Origin of the sequence: Cognatundibacterium rugosum (assembly GCF_014284365.1) — a bacterium.
In the GTDB taxonomy this organism is placed as follows: Bacteria; Pseudomonadota; Gammaproteobacteria; order Burkholderiales; family Burkholderiaceae_D; genus Undibacterium; species Undibacterium rugosum.
This window is the reverse complement of the sequence record NZ_JACOGG010000012.1, coordinates 27,604-44,666: the sequence shown is the minus strand read 5'-3', so window position 1 is coordinate 44,666 and position 17,063 is coordinate 27,604. Positions and strand designations below refer to the sequence as shown.

Below are 17,063 nucleotides of genomic sequence, written 5' to 3'. Positions count from 1 at the left end.
ATAGTCGTTATACAGTCTTGGTTTGACGAAGGTGTAAATAAAGATAACTGCACAACGCTTGGAAGGCTATCCATACAAAAGTAAGGTAACTACCATACCAAGCGAAACACAGGTCTGCATTAAGGAGAAACTTATTTTTACCGTGCCAAACGCAACAAGCAAAACCATCACCGAAGCCACCCAAGGGTATCGCGAGGAATGTTCAGAAGCCTGTTTTGCTGCAGGTACCTTGGTGCACACCAAAGAAGGCTTAGTACCCATTGAGAAAATCAAGGTCGGCGATTGGGTACTGTCGAAACCTGAGAATAGTGGTGAGCAAGCTTACAAGCGTGTGTTGAAAACTTTTGCGTGTGAGCCTGCAGCGGTGATGAGCGTTGGTGGCGCTGTACCTAGCGTACCCCTTAGTTTCGAACCAGTTATTGCTACATTGAATCATCCATTTTGGGTTGTGGATAAAGGTTGGACCGCAGCACGTGATTTACCCGAGGGCTTTAATACTGGTGGTGAAAAATTCGAGTTACACGATGGATCACAGACCCGTGTCGGTGCATGTACGCCAATTTTTGTCACAGATCAACCGGGCGTTGGATGGACACCTTCACAGATGGGCGATTTAACTGGCAGAGGAGATCTTTGGGATTATGCGAATCGTAAATATGTGGCAACTGGTGTCAAGGCGATTGAGCGAATTCAAGCGCTGGAATCCGAACATCCTCTCTATAAGCAAATGGCCTTGGAGGAAGCTGAAAAAAGCGAAGACAATTACCCTTATCTAAAATTGCCTGTTTACAACCTCGAAGTTGAAGACTTCCATACCTATTACGTCGGCGAAATTGGAATTTGGGTCCACAACACCAATTGCGGCGGCTTAAACTTTGAAGTCAACGGTGGTGAAGTATTGTCAGAAGCAATGACCTCAAATTCGCATTGATCTCTTCAACAAGTGCTTGCCTACCTGAAGAAAAATTTACGGGTTAAGGAGAAACTTATTTTTACCGTGCTAAACGCAACAAGCAAAACCATCACCGAAGCCACCCAACGGTATTGCGAGAAATGTTCAGAAGCCTGTTTTGCTGCAGGTACGTTGGTGCACACCAAAGAAGGCTTGGTGCCCATTGAGAAAATCAAGGTCGGCGATTGGGTATTATCGAAACCAGAGAATGGTGGTGAGCAAGCCTACAAGCGCGTGCTGAAAACCTTTGCGCATGAGCCTGCGGCGGTGATGCGCGTTGCCGGAGCGGTTCCCAATAAGTTTTTAAGTTTCGACCCTGTGATCGCGACCTTAAACCATCCGTTTTGGCTAGTAGACAAAGGTTGGACTGCGGCACGTGATTTGCCAGAAGGTTTTAATACAGGTGACGTAAAATTTGAGTTACACGATGGATCACAGACCCGCGTCGGTGCATGTACGCCAATTTTTGTCACAGATCAACCAGGCGTTGGTTGGACTCCGTCGCAAATGGGTGATTTATCTGGGTTGGGAGGTCTCAGGGATTACGTCAACTGTAAATTCTTGGCAAATGACGTCAAGGCGATTGATCGAATTCAAGCTCTTGAATCTGAACATCCTCTATACAAGCAATTGGCCTTAGAGGAAGCTGAAAAAAGCGAAGAGAATTATCCTTATCTGAAATTGCCTGTTTGCAACCTCGAAGTTGAAGACTTCCATACCTATTACGTCGGCAAGATTGGTATTTGGGTGCATAACACCAACTGCGGCGGCTGACAGCTTGAAGTCAAAGCCGGTGAAGTAATGTCTGAGGCGATGTTTGCAAATTCGTACTAATCTCGTCAACAAGTGTTTAATTGGTCAGGCGTAAGGGAATGCACCTATTGCGCCGTATGAGCCAGGGGATTGCCCCTTACCGTGTTACCGCCTTGGTGCCGCCAATTTCAATCAAGCTACGCAAACAGAAACCAGAGCACAAAAAACACCCAAAAACTTCCTAAATGCGGTATTCACCATAGTGATCTTGCAATTGCCTAAAGAAAGTCTGGTTCTCAGAAAATGGGAAATGACGATCTTTGCATAGTCGTGAACCTGATGCAGGCGATGGATACGGGTGATTGGGCAGGGTGTTGCGGTGTTCGACAGGTCAGAAAAGCAAACTAGCCATGCGGGTGCATGGCTAGTTTGTAGGGTGCACAGGGCAGGCGTCGTTACGGTGACGCTGCCTGAGGTATTGTTGAGGCGATCAGTGTGATCCGCCTTTGATGTCGCGCAGGATGCCTTTGAGGCTGTTCAGCATCAGGTCCAGTTCTTCGCGGGTCACGTTCAGGGCTGGCATGAAGCGCAGCAGGTCAGGGCGTGGGGAGTTCAGCAGCAGGCCGAACGGTTCCAGATTGCGGGCTTTTTCCACGATTTCTGCGCCGATGTTGTCGCCCAGTTTCAGCGCGCGCAGTAAGCCTTCACCGCGTTCGCCTTGCAGGCCAAATTCTTCCGACAGTTTGATCAGTTCCGCGCTCAGGTAAGCGGCTTTTTGTTTGACTTCATCCAGGAAGCCCGGTTTGGTCAATTCTTTGAGCACGGCGATACCAACTGCTGTCATCAGTGGCGCGCCATTGTAGGTACCGCCCTGATCGCCTGGCACGAAGCAGGCGACTGCTTCGCGGCACAGCAGTGCACCGAGTGGAACGCCGCCGCCTATGCCTTTTGCCAGGGTCATGATGTCTGGTTCGATACCGGACAACTGATAGCCAAACAATTCACCGGTGCGGCCCATGCCGGTCTGTACTTCATCCACGATCAGCAGGATGCCGTGCTTCTGGGTTAAGGCGCGCAGTTGCTGCATGAATTCGCGGCTGGCCGGTATCACACCGCCTTCGCCTTGTACTGGTTCCAGCATGACCGCCACGGTTTTATCGCTGATCAGTTTTTCGACTGAAGCGATGTCATTCAGATCGGCTTTCGGGAAGCCAGACACTTGCGGTGCGAACAACGTATCCCAGCCCGGTTTGCCGGAAGCTGACATGGTTGCCAGGGTGCGGCCGTGGAAGCCATGATCGAAGGTGATGATTTCAAACGCGCCGTTTTTATTCAGCTGGCCCCATTTACGCGCCAGTTTGATTGCGCCTTCATTGGCTTCTGCACCGCTGTTGGTGAAGAATACGCGGTCGAAGCAGGATTGCTGAGTCAGCATGGTCGCCAGTTCCACCATCGGTGCATTGTAGAAAGCGGGTGAAGGATTCAGCAGTTTTTTAGACTGGCTGACCAGGGCTTCATGTATCACCGCCGGGCTGTGGCCCAGACAGTTCACTGCCCAGCCTTGCAAATAGTCCAGATAGCGTTTGCCGGTATGATCGGTCAGCCACATGCCGCTGCCTTCAGTAAAAACGATTTCCGGGCGCGGCGTGATGTACATCAGAGAATTTACGTTGTACTGACTGAATTCCATTCTGGACTCCTGTGATCAAGCAAGGGTGGATAAAAAATTAAATATGAACAGAAAAACAAAAAGCCACAGGGACGGCCTGTGGCTTTGGTTGGGTGCTGCACGCTCATTTGACGCGCAGGTACACTAACACATCCGCCCAGGCTCGCAGAGCGAGCGGCGACGTCGCACGATATTTGGTGAGGACATGTCAGCAGAAATTTTCATAAAACGGATAGTAGGACTTTTTGCGCACTGCGTCAAAATAAATTTCCACCCGTTTCAGAATTTTTTCTGCTTACCTGTTTCCTGCACTCAGCCAGCCAGATCGGCTTCGGAGGTAAACGAGTCGGCATAGAACTCATCGGCGGGCAACTGGCATTGCGCACTGAAATCACGTTTCGCAGATTCCACCACCACCGGTGCACCGCAGGCATAGACCTGATAGCCCGACATATCCGCCACATCGGCGATCACTGCCTGATGTACAAAGCCGCTGCGGCCGGTCCAGTTGTCTTCTGCCTGCGCGTCAGAGATGACGGGGATGTAGCGGAAATGCGGCAACTTGGCAGCCCATTCCTGACACAGCGCATCCATGTACAGATCAGCCGGACGGCGGCCGCCCCAGTACAGGCTGACCGGGCGGGTCGAACCGGTATGGATCAGTTGTTCCATCAGGGCTTTGATCGGCGCGAAACCGGTGCCGGACGCCAGCAGAATAATCGGTTTGTCACTGTCTTCACGCAGGAAGAAGCTGCCTTGCGGGCCTTCAAAGCGCAGGATGTCGCGCTCTTTCATGGTACTGAATACCTGGTCGGTGAACACGCCACCGGGCATATGACGGATATGCAGCGTGATCTGTTCTGCATCATGCGGCGCATTGGCCATACTGTAGCTGCGGCGTTTGCCGTCACGCAGCAGGAATTCAATATACTGACCGGCGCGATAATTGAGTTTTTCATTGGCAGGCAATTGCAGCGCCACCAGCATCACGTCGTGCGACAGTTTTTCCATACGGGCGATGCGGGTCGGCAGTTTCTTGACCGGATAGTCGCCATCACTCACAATTTCACGCGCTTCTATGGTCAGATCGCTTTGCGGTTTGGCGCAGCAGAACAGCGCCATGCCAGCCGCTTCTTCGGTATCAGGCAGCGCGCGTTGCTGGTGGTTGCCATGAACAACGCTGCCGCTGTTAACCTTCCCTTTGCAGGAGCCACAGGCACCATTTTTACAACCATAAGGCAAAATGAGGCCAGCACGCAGTGCGGCATTGAGTACGGTTTCATCTGCTTCGCAGCTAAATTGACGACCACTCGGGGTCACGGTTACTTGAAAAGTCATACAATCCTGTGCATGAAAAAACAGTTTAAAAAAATCGGCAAGCCACGCTTGCTCATTATCGGGTGTGGCGATGTCGGCATGCGGCTGTTGCCGCTGCTGCGCGAACGTTTCTGTGTGTTTGCCCTGACCAGCCAGCCAGCGCGGGCAGCTGAATTGCGTGCTGCCGGTGCTATTCCTGTGATTGGTAATCTGGATCAGCCAGCCAGTTTGCGCCGTCTCAAAGGGCTGGCACAGTGGCTGGTGCACCTGGCGCCACCCAAAGCAGAGGGCGAAATCGATAGCCGCACCCAGAATCTGGCCGCCATTTTACCTGACAAGTGCCGCCTTGTTTATGTCAGCACCACTGGCGTCTATGGTGATTGTGGCGGCGCTGAGTTTGATGAATGCCGTCCGGTGGCGCCGCAGAATGCGCGTGCGATACGCCGGGTTGCGGCTGAAAACCTGCTCAGGGATTGGGCGCGTGCTTCACAGTCCCGGCTCTCCATTCTGCGTGTGCCTGGCATATATGCGGCAGACCGGCTGCCGCTGGAACGTTTGCGCAAGGGCTCGCCAGCTCTGACTGAGACGGAAGATGTGTACACCAATCATATTCATGCGGATGATCTGGCCAGTTTGATACGCCTGGCATTGTTCCGTGCCAAACCCTCCCGTGTCTACCATGCGGTGGATGACAGCGATCTGAAAATGGCGGCCTACTTTGATTTAGTGGCTGATCAGTTCAGCTTACCAAGAGCACCACGATTGACGCGTGCTGAACTGATGCAGCAGGTCTCGCCGGTGCAACTGAGTTTTATGTCGGAATCGCGGCGACTTAAGAATCTGCGTATCCGGCGCGAACTGGGGATGCGCCTGCGCTATCCCGATGTGCAGGCCGGTGTGGCAGCGGCACGGGCTGAGCTGGCATGAAGCTGCTTTACTCGTTCTGTAGCATTCATATTTTTGGATTGCGCTGATCAGGCGGTGGTATCAGCGGCAATAACAGGTAAAACAAAGAGCCATGGCCCTCTTCGCTCTTAAAGCCGATTTTTCCACCCATTTTTTCTATCATGGTTTTGCTCAGACTCAGGCCCAGACCGGTACCCGCATATTTGCGGGCGGAGTTGGCTTCTGCCTGGGTAAATTTCTGGAAAATACTGGATTTGAAGTCATCCGAAATGCCTATGCCGTAGTCCTGTACTTCTACTTTCACCCATTCACCGCGCATCGACAGCCGCACGTCAACCCGGGCTCTTTGTCCGGAAAATTTAATTGCGTTTGAGAGCAAGTTGGACAATACCTGAACAAAGCGCTGGGCATCGACGTGCACCCATAGATCGGGAAGTTGTTGCTGTGCCAGCTCCAGGTTCACATGGAAATTCTCGGCATAGCCCAGATTGGCGTCGATAGACTGATTGACCAGGTGCTGAACAATATGGTCTTCTGCATGGAATTGCATGCCGCCATATTCCAGTTTTTCGAAATCCAGAATATCGTTAATCAGCGAGGTCAGCCTGACTGCATTGTCATTGGCCATATCCAATAGCTTTTGTGCCTGTTCCGGAATGTTGGGCGCCACCCCGCCTTTGAGCAAGCCCAAAGCACCACGTATTGAGGTTAATGGGGTACGCAATTCATGGGATACCGCCGATACGAACTCGCTTTTTAATTTATCTGCGCGTTTGATTTCGCTCAGATCATGCAAGATGATGACCAGCAGGGTCTGAGTCCCCAGACTGACCCGTGTCATCGCCAGCTCCAGCGGAATGTCGTCGCCAGAACGTTGTCTGGCGCGGATTTCCACCCGGTTTGCTTTAGGCATGGTTGAGGTGCTGTCGGTATTGGTGATCGCATCGATATGCTGATGCAAGGTCTTTTGTGCGCGTTCTTCCGGAAACAGGCTGAATAGCTGACGTCCTTTCAGACTGCCGGGTGGAAAATGAAATAAGGCTTCTGCAGAGGGATTGGCCGACTGTATCAGGCCTGAGGTATTGCAAGTCAGTATGCCTTCTGCTGCGTGATCGAGTATGGAACTCAGGCGTTCTTCGCTCTCATGTAACTCTGCAGTTCTTTGTTTGACCAAGGCTTCCACGTTATAGGTATGAGCGCTGGTCATCAGCAGATAAGCACCGAACAGACCGGTGAACAGCAAGCCGCCCACCATCGCACTCCAGGTTACCCAGGAGACGTGGGTCTTCCAGTACAGGGGCGAGGCCTGCACCAGGAAGGCATATTGTTTGCCACCGAAATGGATCGTGGATTGAAACTGAAAAGCAGGATCGGACCATTCTATGGTGTCGATAAACACACCGTTCGATACGGGATAGGACAGATCATAGAACTTGATCAGCATATCGTTTTTTTCCTGCGCGCTCAGGGTTTCCTGGATCATGTCTGCGACCCTGAACATGCCTGCTGCAACGCCGTCAAAGGCTTCCTGCCGTTCTGCCGGGGTAGAGATGGCGTGACCGCGCAGATAAATCGGCACATATAACATGACCACTTTCTGACCACGTTCATCCAGCATGGGGTCGGTCGCGGTAATTTGATTGGTATCGCGTGCGTCTTCGATTGCGTTGCGGTGCCGGATCACGGACCCAAGATCAAAGCCTGCCAGGTCTGGCGGGCTGTTATAGGGTTGCAGGTAACGCATGGGGAAATACTCATCCCTGTCCCTGGCTGGCTGGTAACGTCCGTTTTCATCTTTTTCAGTGAGCCGGAATCCCGGATAGCCTTCGAGCTCAACACTACGCTCGAACGCTGATTTTTGTGCATGCCTGACCAGTGGCACCCAGGTCAGCAAACTGATCGCAGGATTTCCCCTGAGTGCATGTTGTACAAATGTCGCAAACTCCTCCCGTTCCACATGTTTGGAGCTGGAAAATAAGCGCTCAATATTGTCCATGACATCCGCATTGCTGTTAAGCCGGTTTTGTATATTCTGGCTCATACGCTGGGCTTCCAGCCTGAATTCCAATTGTTGTTTTTGGGTTTCGCGATCGCGGATGAACAGAAAAGCAACCAGCACGACCAGCAGGCACAGACTGAGCGGAACCAGTACATTGAAGCGGCGCGAACGCCACAGGTCAGCGGGGCGCGCAAATAACACCAATACCAGCGGGGTGGTCGTAATGACACCCAGTACATCACCGACCCACCAGACCAGCCAGCTGCTATCTGATTCCGCGCCACTCAGGCGACCCATCAGACGCAGTGCCGTCACACCCATTGCACTGCTGACAAGCGAAACCACTACGGTACACAGGAAAAAATAAAAAATATCGCGGTTACTATCCAGTACGAGTCTGTCCTTGAGCGCATGCCGTATCATGCGCTGCGCTGCAGCCGCCTGAAACACGGCGATTGCCGCCAGTATCAGTGCCAGCGAGATAGTGTCGATGTTCAGTCCTGCACTTTGGCTCAGACTCATAGACAGATGAAACAGGATTTGCCCGGCGAAAATAGCGGGTAGCATGCGCTCGCCAAATGACAGCACCAGACCAAAGGCGATGCCTGCGGCCGGAAACAGCGCACTTGAATAGCCGGGTGGAATTGCCAGTAACATGCCCAGTCTGCCAGCAGCCAGATACACTGCTGTTGCCAGCAAGAGCGGCACTAGTATTGACTGGGACGATAACTTGGGCATAGCAATCTGTTCAGACAGCAGCGGTTAGACGAGTGATGAAGTCACTTTCAGGACTTCCTCCGCAGTTGTAAGTCCATCTATAATTTTTTCAGCTCCGGCTATGCGTAAGGGCTTCATTCCGTCCCGTATGCTTTGTTGACGCAGGGCATGAATATCCGCATGTTCAGTGATCAGTTTGCTGAAGGGCAAGGTGACTGTCAATAGTTCGTATAAACCAGTACGTCCTAAATAACCGGTCTGACGACATTCCGGGCAGCCAACCGGGCGATAAATGGTGGCAGGTTTTTGTAAGGCCCATTCTTCGGTCAGCGAAGTCCAGACTGGATCCGTGATGCTGCCATCCGGCGCCTTGCAGTGTACGCACAGGGTGCGCACCAGGCGTTGCGCCAGGATTCCTATGATGGTGGCTTCCAGCAAGTAATAAGGCACACCCAGTTCCAGTAGCCGCATAATGGCTGAAGGCGCATCATTGGTATGCAGAGTCGATAAGACCAGATGACCAGTCAGCGCCGCCTGAACCGCCATTTCAGCGGTCTTCAGATCGCGGATCTCACCGACCATGATGATGTCCGGGTCCTGACGCATCAGTGCGCGTATGCCATCTGAGAAATCGAGGTCCAGCGCAGACTGTACCTGCATCTGGTTAAAGCTACCTTCCACCATTTCTATCGGGTCTTCGACGGTACAGACATTGACATCCGGCGTCGCGAGTGCTTTCAGTGTGGTGTACAAGGTGGTGGTTTTACCTGAACCGGTCGGTCCTGTCACCAAAATAATGCCGTGCGGTTTAGCCGTCAGTTGATCCCAGCGTCTCGCATCTTCCGGCGGGAAGCCCAGCTCCGGTAAGGTTTTGACCACCACTTCCGGATCAAAGATACGCATCACCATTTTTTCGCCGAACACGGTAGGTAAAGTCGATAAACGCAATTCGACTTCCTGCCCTGCGGCGGTACGGGTCTTGATGCGGCCATCCTGTGGGCGGCGCTTTTCAATGACATCGATGCGGCCCAGCAATTTGATACGTGCGATCATCGCGATCATGACTGTTGCCGGTACCTGATACACCTGATGCAGCACGCCATCAATGCGAAAACGGATGACTGCTAACTCGCGCTTAGGTTCCAGATGAATATCTGAGGCGCGCTGATCAAACGCAAACTGCCACAGCCAGTCGACGATATTAATGATGTGCTGGTCATTGGCATCCACCTGCTTATTGGATTTACCCAGTTCGACCAGTTGTTCCAGATTCTGACGTAAGCCCAGGTCGTTGCCATTCGATTTACGTGCGTCTTTAATCGACTTGGCAAGTGAAAAAAACTGGCCTATGTATTGCGAAATATCAAGCGGATTGGCAAACACCAGACGGATGTCTTTACGCGAAATCCTGGCGATTTCATCTTGCCATTCACGATTGTAAGGATCTGTGGTCGCAACCACCACGGTATTGCCTGATAACTCTACCGGCAAAATATTGAAACGTGTCGCATAGGTGGCTGACATGACTTCGGAGACCGACGTGAAATCTATCTTTAGTGGATCGATACGGTAAAACGGCAGATGGACTTTACGGGCTGTCCATTCCGTTAACCAGTCCAGCGTCAGCAAGGCATGGGGCTCTTTGGCAGAGATAATTTTGCATTGGGCAGCAGCGGTCAACGCATGCATGGCCGATGGCGCATTTTTTAGTATGCCTTGCGCCTGATTGAATTTTTGCTTGGCATCTTCTTTCTGTATCAGGCCATCTGCCATCAGCCAGGTAAAAATCTGCTGCAAATTCAGCTGACGTTCCGGATTCGTTTTCATGACTGTTTACGTATCAATGGTTGGCCTGTTTCAGCTGGGATCAGCCGCTGCTTTCAGACCATTTACCCAGGATTTTGCTGGTAACTTAGTCTGTGTTTTGATCTCATTGGCACGCTCATACAGGGCTGTGAAGTCCAGCGCCGGCTTTTGTTTAAATGCGATAGCGACCACGTTCCCATCATGTACCTCAGGCAGGCACATGACGCAATCGAAGGCGAAACGCAGCGCTTTTAAATTCCGTTTATAACTAGGGTGCTCACCAAATAAATTCACCGTCAGGATGCCGTCGTCTTTCAGGCAGGCGGCGCAAGCCTGATAAAACTCCGCTGTATCGAGAACCGGTCCCTTTGCTGTGGCGTCATACAGATCGACCTGTAAGGCATCAAAGCAAGCATGATTGTTGCTGTCATTTACAAAATCAAGCGCATCCATTTCCAGCACTTGCAGGCGATCATCATTGGCTGGCAGCTTAAACATGCTTTCACAAATGTTGATCACAGCAGGATTGAGTTCTACGGCAGTCACCTGCAATTCAGGGAACTGGCGATAACAGAATTTCGTCAGTGCGCCGGTACCCAGCCCGAGCTGAACCACATGAACCGGCTGAGTGTTGAACAGCATCCACGCCATCATTTGCTGCGCATATTCAAGCTCTATCGCATCTGGCTTACGTATGCGCATCGCACCTTGCACCCATTCTGTACCAAAGTGCAGAAAGCGCACGCCATCCAGTTCCGATAAGGTGACTGGTGCATACCTGGGTTTGCGGGGCGCTTTTTTTATCGCTGCTTTGGGGCCGGAGCGCAGATTCGCTTCCGCTTCGATTGATTTTCTTTTAATTAACATATGAGTAATAAAACGTGTTCCTGTGTTCACGCTGCATCTTCTCAAGGATAGATGCAAAATCTCTCTGGCTTCGTTATAGCTCCTGGTCGTAGCATTGCTACGGTCCGCGTTGTTATGCCTTGCCAGGGCAATTTTGTGTCAGTCCTGTTGTTGCAGGGAATTCTTGTTATGCATTGTGCCAGAAGCAGGCGGTGATTCAGGAGAATTGTGCATCAAAACGTAATAATTGCTGCCATACCGATAATTTTTTTTCGAAACTCCAGCTTGCGTTGGCGGGTGAGGATGAGGGCAGGATCAGTGTCTGAAAACCTTGTTGCTGGAAATGAGATTGAATCTTTGCTGCAACTTTTCCGTTAAAACCTATTCTTTGCAACTTAGGGAAGCTGTGGCGCAACGCAGAAAAATCGTTGAATTGACCCAGACGAATTGCACTGTCAAGACTGCCCTCGCGGTAGCAGGATGCATAGATATCCCACAAGCCTATGCCATGATTCAGCAAGGAGACGGTTTTTTCCTGGTAGGTCAACAGGTACAGATCTGCATTTAGCATCGCAGACAGCAAGCGCCAGAATTGGTTTTGTGGATGGGCGTAATATTGCCCCGTCTGCAGCGACGCGACACCGGGGAAACTGCCTAGTATCAAAGTATGCGTTTGTGCATCAATCAGAGGTGGAAAACCTTGCAGCTCGGTTTGGGTGGGAGTCATTTCTGTGTATGCGATAGCGAGGAAGTTCAAGTGTAGGGAGCAAGGGAAAGGAGCAAGCTTGTCCTCGGGTATTTTATAGGTAATTCAGTGCTGCAGCCGGTGCGATCGCTAAGGATGCTCTTTGCACGGCTAAGCGTTCAGCCATATGCGTGGTGTTATGCAGGCTAAAGCGCGGTGGTACGCGAAGGCTGAAAATGTAAGACTATGGCGAATTCATTGGATGTATGCTGTGGTCGTCGACTATGCTGTCAACGTGAGCACGATGCTTTACGTTTAAACAGAGTAAACAACGTGATGTGAACGAAACGGATAAAAGGAGTGCATGATGAAAAAATTTGTTGCCCTGAGTGTGATTACCTCTGTTGCTTTATTGAGCGCCTGTGCGAGCCCATCTAACTCCGGCAGTGTCTACCGTGCGGGTCAGACTCAGAACGAGCAAAGTGTGCGCATGGGCGTTGTTGAGTCTGTGCGTGAAGTGACCATAGAAAAAGGCCAGAGTGGGGTAGGTACAGCGGCTGGTGCTGCTTTAGGCGGTATTGCTGCCGGTTCCAGTATCGGTGGCGGTAACGGTGCCGTTGCTGCAGGTATCGTGGGTGCGATTGCTGGCGGGCTGATCGGCCAGAAAGTCGAAGGTAATATGAACCAGAAGCGTGGCTTGGAAATTACAGTACGTCTGGACAATGGTGAAATGAAAGCGATCGTGCAGGAAGCTGACGAATACTTCCGTGCCGGTGAACGCGTGCGTTTGTTATCCAATGGCCGTACCACCCGCGTTACCCACTGAACACGGCTTTGCGCGTCTGAGTGTTGACCGAAGTTCTTGCGAAAGACAGTGGGTGTCTGTCTTTCGCTTTTCACTCATTAGCCCAATTTAAGCGCCATGCGTATTGAGTCTCGCAATAGATGGTAAGTTATCATTGCGTCAATGTGGCGCTGCAGATCTGCTATGGAAGCAGATTGCAGGCTATTTTTGGAGAGTAAAAATGAAAAAGTACACATTTGCGTTTTTATGCGCATCGGCTTTAGTTTCAGTTACTTCCTTAACGCAGGCTGGCGAGGTCAAAGTAACCTGGCAAGACCCTGAAAAGTACACAGATATCCGCCCGACCAGCGAAACACGTGAGGCTTTCCAGCAACGCGTGACCAAGGAACTCGACGCGGTATTTCAGAACTTGGCAAAAAAGTTGCCAGAAGGTGTGCAATGGGATGTGACGGTGACAGATCTGGATCTTGCGGGTGATGTGCGCCCTCCACAGGGTGCAAGAGTCAACGATATCCGTATTGTGAAAGACTTGTATTGGCCACGTATGAGCCTGCACTATAAGATGACTGATAGCAGTGGCAAAGTGCTGGCCGAAGCGAAAGAGGATATTAAAGATATGAATTTCCTCATGAACAGCATGATCCCATCAGGTCATACCAGTTTGCAGTATGAAGAAAAAATGCTCACGGATTGGTTTAAAAAACAACAGCGCGAACAGATTTTTCCAAATAAATAAATAAGCGGTGCTCGTACACTGAATTACTGCTCTACAAAGCTAAACTTGGTCTGATTTCATGGGTTTATCCCCAAAATCAGATAAATAGTTTCTTATTTGAAATAATTAAGACCTGATGCCCGCATAACTGGGCTCAGGTCTTTTTTTACAAAAACTGTTAATGCGGCAATAATGCCTGTATCTCTAGTCAAGCTACCTGGTGCAGTGATGAAAACAATCTTGTTTCGGTGCGGTACAGAGTTTCAGAGTGTCGATAATATTTACGTCAAAAACATTTATTCCGGATTTATTGAGGGGGTGGCAGATCCGAAAATCAATCAGGATATTGTGGCTGATTTTGTTCAGGATATCCGTCAGCGCGCCTGGCAAGGCAAACCCTATTTGCTGTTCAGCTCAATGAACGACAATGCGCATTATCCTGCATTGCCTGAGTACGCCTGTGCCGTCAATTTGCGTTTTGCTGAACCGGTACATCATCCGGATTGCCTGATGTCTGCAGCAACGCTGGTCTGGTTTCAGCAACAGAATCCTATTCTGCATGGTTTTGATCTGACTGAGCTGATCCGGGAGTTGCATTGGAAGGATGTCGCCAGCGATTTAAGCTGGTGAACCCAGCCTGAGCGGGTGCAGATGCAGACATTGAACCTGAATTAAACCTGAATATCAACGCCGTTCTTCACCTGCACACCGGATTGCGCCTGAGTCTTGTAAGCCTCTTGCATCTCCGCTGAACGTTGTAACTGTAGTGCTGCCATTGCCTGTTGCTCCATATTGCGTGCTTTAGCCGCCACTGCAAAATCCTGCCCTGAGGGCTCGGCCGGCGCTAATGCCGCTGCCTGTATGGTTCTGGCGCGTTGTATGGTTTCCTGAGGCGTTGATCCCGCAGACGTATCAATATTCACCTCGCCGCCAACTGCGTAGCGCTGTCCGTCCGGACCTTTTTGATACACAAAGCTGGGGCCACCCGTCGCCAGACCGCCGCTGGCAGCCAGATGAGCAAATTCATGTGCTCTGACTTCGCTATTCGTTGCCTTGAGCTGGTTGATTAAGGCTTTCGCTTCCTCACTGAGTGCAAGCTGACTGCTAGCTGTTGAGGATTTTGCTGGCTGATTCTTGCTATCGCTGGTTTTGTTTGTTTGCGATGCTGGAGAATCGGCTGACTTTGCCTCGCTTACAGACAAGCTGACAGTTGCTGGCGCTGTGAGTCTGCGATCATCATAAGCGGTAGTCGTTGGCTGAAGCAAAAGCATGACAGTTAGTCGATTGATTGAAGGCTGCTTTCATCATAGTGGTGCAAGTGGTCACGTGCAAGGATGGTGGGGCTAGCGAGTTGCCGGTACTGCGATTGAAAGAGCGGCGCAGCTAGCGGTTATGCATTCTTTGTTCACGTGTCGCTGTAAAAATAAAAAAGCCCGTCCTGATGGGACGGGCCTGAGCGCGTGAGTGAAGCGTTATCGCGCTTCACTCGCTTGCTTTATGCATTTAACAGCATTTCATTGAGGCGTTTCACAAAGCCGCTAGGGTCGCTTAGGTTGCCACCTTCAGCCAGCAAAGCCTGGTCGAACAGGATGTGTGACCAGTCAGCGAATTTCGCTTCTTCGTATTTCAGCTTCTGTACCAGCGGATGGTCAGGGTTGATTTCCAAAATAGGTTTGGATTCCGGCGCAGCCTGGCCAGCGGCTTTCAGCATACGGGCCAGATTGCCTGACAAGTCGTGCTCATCCGCGACCAGGCAGGCTGGGGAGTCGGTCAGACGGAAAGTCACACGCACGTCTTTGGCTTTATCGGCCAGTGCAGCTTTCATTTTCTCGACCAGCTCTTTGAACTGCGTCTCGGTCTCTTCATGCTGTTTTTTCTCGGCTTCGTCTTCCAGTTTACCCAGATCCAGGCCACCTTTAGCGACGGAAGCCAGTTCCTTGCCTTCGAATTCAGACAGGAAGGACAGCATCCATTCATCGACGCGGTCAGTCAGCAACAAGACTTCCACCCCTTTTTTACGGAAAATTTCCAGGTGCGGACTGTTTTTCGCGGTGGCATAGCTGTCGGCGGTCACATAGTAAATCTTGTCCTGACCTTCTTTGGCACGTGCCAGGTAGTCGGCCAGTGACACGTTTTGCGCATCGCTGTCATTGTGGGTGGAGGCAAAGCGCAGCAACTTAGCGATGCGGTCTTTATTGGCATGGTCTTCACCTATGCCTTCTTTCAGCACCTGACCGAATTCTTTCCAGAAGGTCGCATATTTTTCATGCTTGGCTGCTGCTTCTTCACCTTCGGCATTAGCCAGATCTTCCAGCATGCCGAGTACGCGCTTGGTCGAGCCTTCACGAATGGCTTTGATATCGCGGCTTTCTTGCAGGATTTCACGTGATACATTCAGCGGCAGATCGTTCGAATCAATGACGCCTTTGACGAAGCGCAGGTAGACTGGCATCAATTGTTCTGCATCGTCCATGATGAATACGCGTTTCACATACAGCTTGATACCGCCACGTTTATTTCTGTCCCACAGATCAAACGGTGCACGTGCCGGAATATACAGCAACTGGGTGTATTCACTACGGCCTTCAACCCGGTTATGGGTATGGCTCAGCGGTGCGCTGTAGTCGTGCGAAATATGTTTGTAGAACTCGTCGTACTGTTCCTGGGTCACTTCCGATTTGCTGCGGGCCCACAACGCGCTGGCCTGATTGACGGTTTCCAGCTCATCCTTCAGTACGTTTTCTTTCTTCTCTTCGTCCCATTCTTCTTTCTGCATTTTGATCGGCAGCGAGATATGGTCGGAATAGGTGCGGATCACTGATTTCAGCTTCCATGTCGACAGGAAGTCATCTTCCCCTTCGCGCAGATGCAGGATGATGTCGGTACCGCGATTGGCTTTTGCAATAGTTTCTACACTGAAGTCACCGCTTCCTTCGGATTCCCAGCGTACGCCTTCAGCCGCTGGCTGACCGGCACGGCGCGATTCGACCGTGATGCGGTCGGCGACGATAAAGCCGGAGTAAAAACCAACACCGAACTGACCTATCATGGCCGCGTCTTTTTGTTGATCGCCAGACAGTTTGCCAAAGAATTCCTTGGTACCGGATTTGGCGATGGTACCCAGATGCGCAATCGCATCTTCTTTCGTCATACCGATACCGTTATCGGAAATCGTAATGGTACGTGCGGCTTTATCAAAGCTGACCCGGATTTGCAGCTCACTGTCATTTTCGTACAGGGCAGCATTATTGATTGCTTCAAAGCGCAATTTGTCGGATGCATCTGACGCATTCGAAATTAATTCGCGCAAAAAGATTTCCTTGTTGGAATACAAGGAGTGAATCATCAGTTGCAGCAACTGTTTGACTTCGGCCTGAAAGCCCAGGGTTTGTTTTTCTGACATTTTTTCCTCGGAATTTAGCTTAGGAAGACAGGGTTAGATAGAGGTTTTTCGTGCTTTTGCCTGCTTTGTCAGACAAAGATGGAGATAATCTGCAAAACAGCGTTCTCGATATCTGGGGACAGCACAACGTATTTCAAGGAAAAAATTATTATCTGATTTTGGAAATGCTGATGATCGACAGCACGGCGGTGCGTGCGCATCAGCATGCGGCGGGAGCCCAAAACAAGAAGGTCCCCAAGCGATAGGACGCTCGCGTGGCGGACTGACGAGCAAGATTCATGCAGTGGTCGAACGTTTTTTAACCGAATCAAGCAATTTCGAAGGATCGCAACACGTTATGAAAAGCTGGGTCGTAACTACCTGTCATTTCTTAACCTCGTCTGCACTTACGTCTGGATCGCTTGATTGTTTACAGGCCCTAAGATTGTCAATGGGGATAAGTTGAAAAATTGAGTGCAACTTAGCTGCGAAGTCCTGTCTCCGTAGTCGG

The 17,063-nt window shown here is 50.9% G+C and carries 14 protein-coding genes and 1 pseudogene; 7 read left to right on the top strand and 8 right to left on the bottom strand.

What is annotated here, in order from left to right; all coding sequences use genetic code 11:
• The first annotated feature begins 58 nt into the window (after positions 1–58).
• Both H8K47_RS12135 and H8K47_RS12130 read left to right on the top strand, forming a co-directional pair.
• On the top strand, positions 59–931 hold the full coding sequence (locus H8K47_RS12135; protein WP_186881678.1) for a polymorphic toxin-type HINT domain-containing protein: 873 nt from the start codon (positions 59–61) through the stop codon (positions 929–931).
• 12 nt (positions 932–943) lie between these two features.
• On the top strand, positions 944–1,726 hold the full coding sequence (locus H8K47_RS12130; protein WP_186881677.1) for a polymorphic toxin-type HINT domain-containing protein: 783 nt from the start codon (positions 944–946) through the stop codon (positions 1,724–1,726).
• A gap of 469 nt (positions 1,727–2,195) precedes the next feature.
• Here the strand turns inward: H8K47_RS12130 and H8K47_RS12125 are convergent, their stop codons facing one another.
• Positions 2,196–3,395, bottom strand: a complete 1,200-nt coding sequence (locus H8K47_RS12125) for an acetylornithine transaminase (RefSeq protein ID WP_186881676.1) — start codon at positions 3,393–3,395, stop codon at positions 2,196–2,198.
• A gap of 291 nt (positions 3,396–3,686) precedes the next feature.
• Complete coding sequence (locus H8K47_RS12120; protein ID WP_186881675.1) at positions 3,687–4,712, bottom strand: CDP-6-deoxy-delta-3,4-glucoseen reductase; 1,026 nt, start codon at positions 4,710–4,712, stop codon at positions 3,687–3,689.
• Positions 4,713–4,724: 12 nt separating this feature from the next.
• Between H8K47_RS12120 and H8K47_RS12115 the strand changes: the two genes are divergently transcribed.
• A complete protein-coding gene (locus H8K47_RS12115; protein WP_186881674.1) occupies positions 4,725–5,618 on the top strand; it encodes an NAD-dependent epimerase/dehydratase family protein in 894 nt (297 codons plus the stop codon).
• A gap of 25 nt (positions 5,619–5,643) precedes the next feature.
• On the opposite strand, the gene H8K47_RS12110 is transcribed toward H8K47_RS12115, so the two are convergent.
• The 4 genes from H8K47_RS12110 to H8K47_RS12095 all read right to left on the bottom strand — a co-directional run bounded on the left by H8K47_RS12110 (position 5,644) and on the right by H8K47_RS12095 (position 11,692).
• Positions 5,644–8,334: a CHASE domain-containing protein gene (locus H8K47_RS12110; RefSeq protein ID WP_186881673.1), complete on the bottom strand. Its 2,691-nt coding sequence runs from the start codon at positions 8,332–8,334 to the stop codon at positions 5,644–5,646.
• Between the two features lie 24 nt (positions 8,335–8,358).
• Positions 8,359–10,140 (bottom strand): type IV pilus assembly ATPase TfpB, encoded by a 1,782-nt coding sequence (tfpB, locus tag H8K47_RS12105; protein WP_186881672.1) that lies wholly within the window; start codon positions 10,138–10,140, stop codon positions 8,359–8,361.
• Between the two features lie 30 nt (positions 10,141–10,170).
• Entirely contained in the window at positions 10,171–10,986 is an 816-nt protein-coding gene (locus tag H8K47_RS12100) for a spermine/spermidine synthase domain-containing protein (protein ID WP_186881671.1), read from the bottom strand.
• Between the two features lie 196 nt (positions 10,987–11,182).
• Complete coding sequence (locus tag H8K47_RS12095; RefSeq protein ID WP_186881670.1) at positions 11,183–11,692, bottom strand: DNA-deoxyinosine glycosylase; 510 nt, start codon at positions 11,690–11,692, stop codon at positions 11,183–11,185.
• A 325-nt stretch (positions 11,693–12,017) separates the two neighbouring features.
• Between H8K47_RS12095 and H8K47_RS12090 the strand changes: the two genes are divergently transcribed.
• From H8K47_RS12090 to H8K47_RS12080, 3 genes are all read left to right on the top strand, one after another.
• Entirely contained in the window at positions 12,018–12,476 is a 459-nt protein-coding gene (locus H8K47_RS12090; protein ID WP_186881763.1) for an outer membrane lipoprotein, read from the top strand.
• Between the two features lie 199 nt (positions 12,477–12,675).
• On the top strand, positions 12,676–13,191 hold the full coding sequence (locus H8K47_RS12085) for a DUF3016 domain-containing protein (RefSeq protein ID WP_186881669.1): 516 nt from the start codon (positions 12,676–12,678) through the stop codon (positions 13,189–13,191).
• Between the two features lie 207 nt (positions 13,192–13,398).
• Complete coding sequence (locus H8K47_RS12080; RefSeq protein ID WP_186881668.1) at positions 13,399–13,800, top strand: hypothetical protein; 402 nt, start codon at positions 13,399–13,401, stop codon at positions 13,798–13,800.
• A 41-nt stretch (positions 13,801–13,841) separates the two neighbouring features.
• Here the strand turns inward: H8K47_RS12080 and H8K47_RS12075 are convergent, their stop codons facing one another.
• Entirely contained in the window at positions 13,842–14,372 is a 531-nt protein-coding gene (locus tag H8K47_RS12075) for a putative metalloprotease CJM1_0395 family protein (RefSeq protein WP_230405204.1), read from the bottom strand.
• 293 nt (positions 14,373–14,665) lie between these two features.
• Positions 14,666–16,573, bottom strand: a complete 1,908-nt coding sequence (gene htpG / locus H8K47_RS12070; RefSeq protein WP_186881666.1) for a molecular chaperone HtpG — start codon at positions 16,571–16,573, stop codon at positions 14,666–14,668.
• A 161-nt stretch (positions 16,574–16,734) separates the two neighbouring features.
• On the opposite strand from htpG, the pseudogene H8K47_RS18730 reads away from it, so the two are divergent.
• A pseudogene (locus H8K47_RS18730) lies at positions 16,735–16,865 on the top strand (IS5/IS1182 family transposase); the annotation flags it as partial.
• Positions 16,866–17,063 lie beyond the last annotated feature (198 nt).

Coding starts and splice junctions, on each gene's coding strand:
- H8K47_RS12090 (WP_186881763.1), top strand. CDS start 12,018: ATGAAAAAATTTGTTGCCCTGAGTGTGATTACCTCTGTTGCTTTATTG.
- tfpB (WP_186881672.1), bottom strand. CDS start 10,140: ATGAAAACGAATCCGGAACGTCAGCTGAATTTGCAGCAGATTTTTACC.
- H8K47_RS12110 (WP_186881673.1), bottom strand. CDS start 8,334: ATGCCCAAGTTATCGTCCCAGTCAATACTAGTGCCGCTCTTGCTGGCA.
- H8K47_RS12120 (WP_186881675.1), bottom strand. CDS start 4,712: ATGACTTTTCAAGTAACCGTGACCCCGAGTGGTCGTCAATTTAGCTGC.
- H8K47_RS12095 (WP_186881670.1), bottom strand. CDS start 11,692: ATGACTCCCACCCAAACCGAGCTGCAAGGTTTTCCACCTCTGATTGAT.
- H8K47_RS12100 (WP_186881671.1), bottom strand. CDS start 10,986: ATGTTAATTAAAAGAAAATCAATCGAAGCGGAAGCGAATCTGCGCTCC.
- H8K47_RS12125 (WP_186881676.1), bottom strand. CDS start 3,395: ATGGAATTCAGTCAGTACAACGTAAATTCTCTGATGTACATCACGCCG.
- H8K47_RS12115 (WP_186881674.1), top strand. CDS start 4,725: ATGAAAAAACAGTTTAAAAAAATCGGCAAGCCACGCTTGCTCATTATC.
- H8K47_RS12080 (WP_186881668.1), top strand. CDS start 13,399: ATGAAAACAATCTTGTTTCGGTGCGGTACAGAGTTTCAGAGTGTCGAT.
- H8K47_RS12085 (WP_186881669.1), top strand. CDS start 12,676: ATGAAAAAGTACACATTTGCGTTTTTATGCGCATCGGCTTTAGTTTCA.
- htpG (WP_186881666.1), bottom strand. CDS start 16,573: ATGTCAGAAAAACAAACCCTGGGCTTTCAGGCCGAAGTCAAACAGTTG.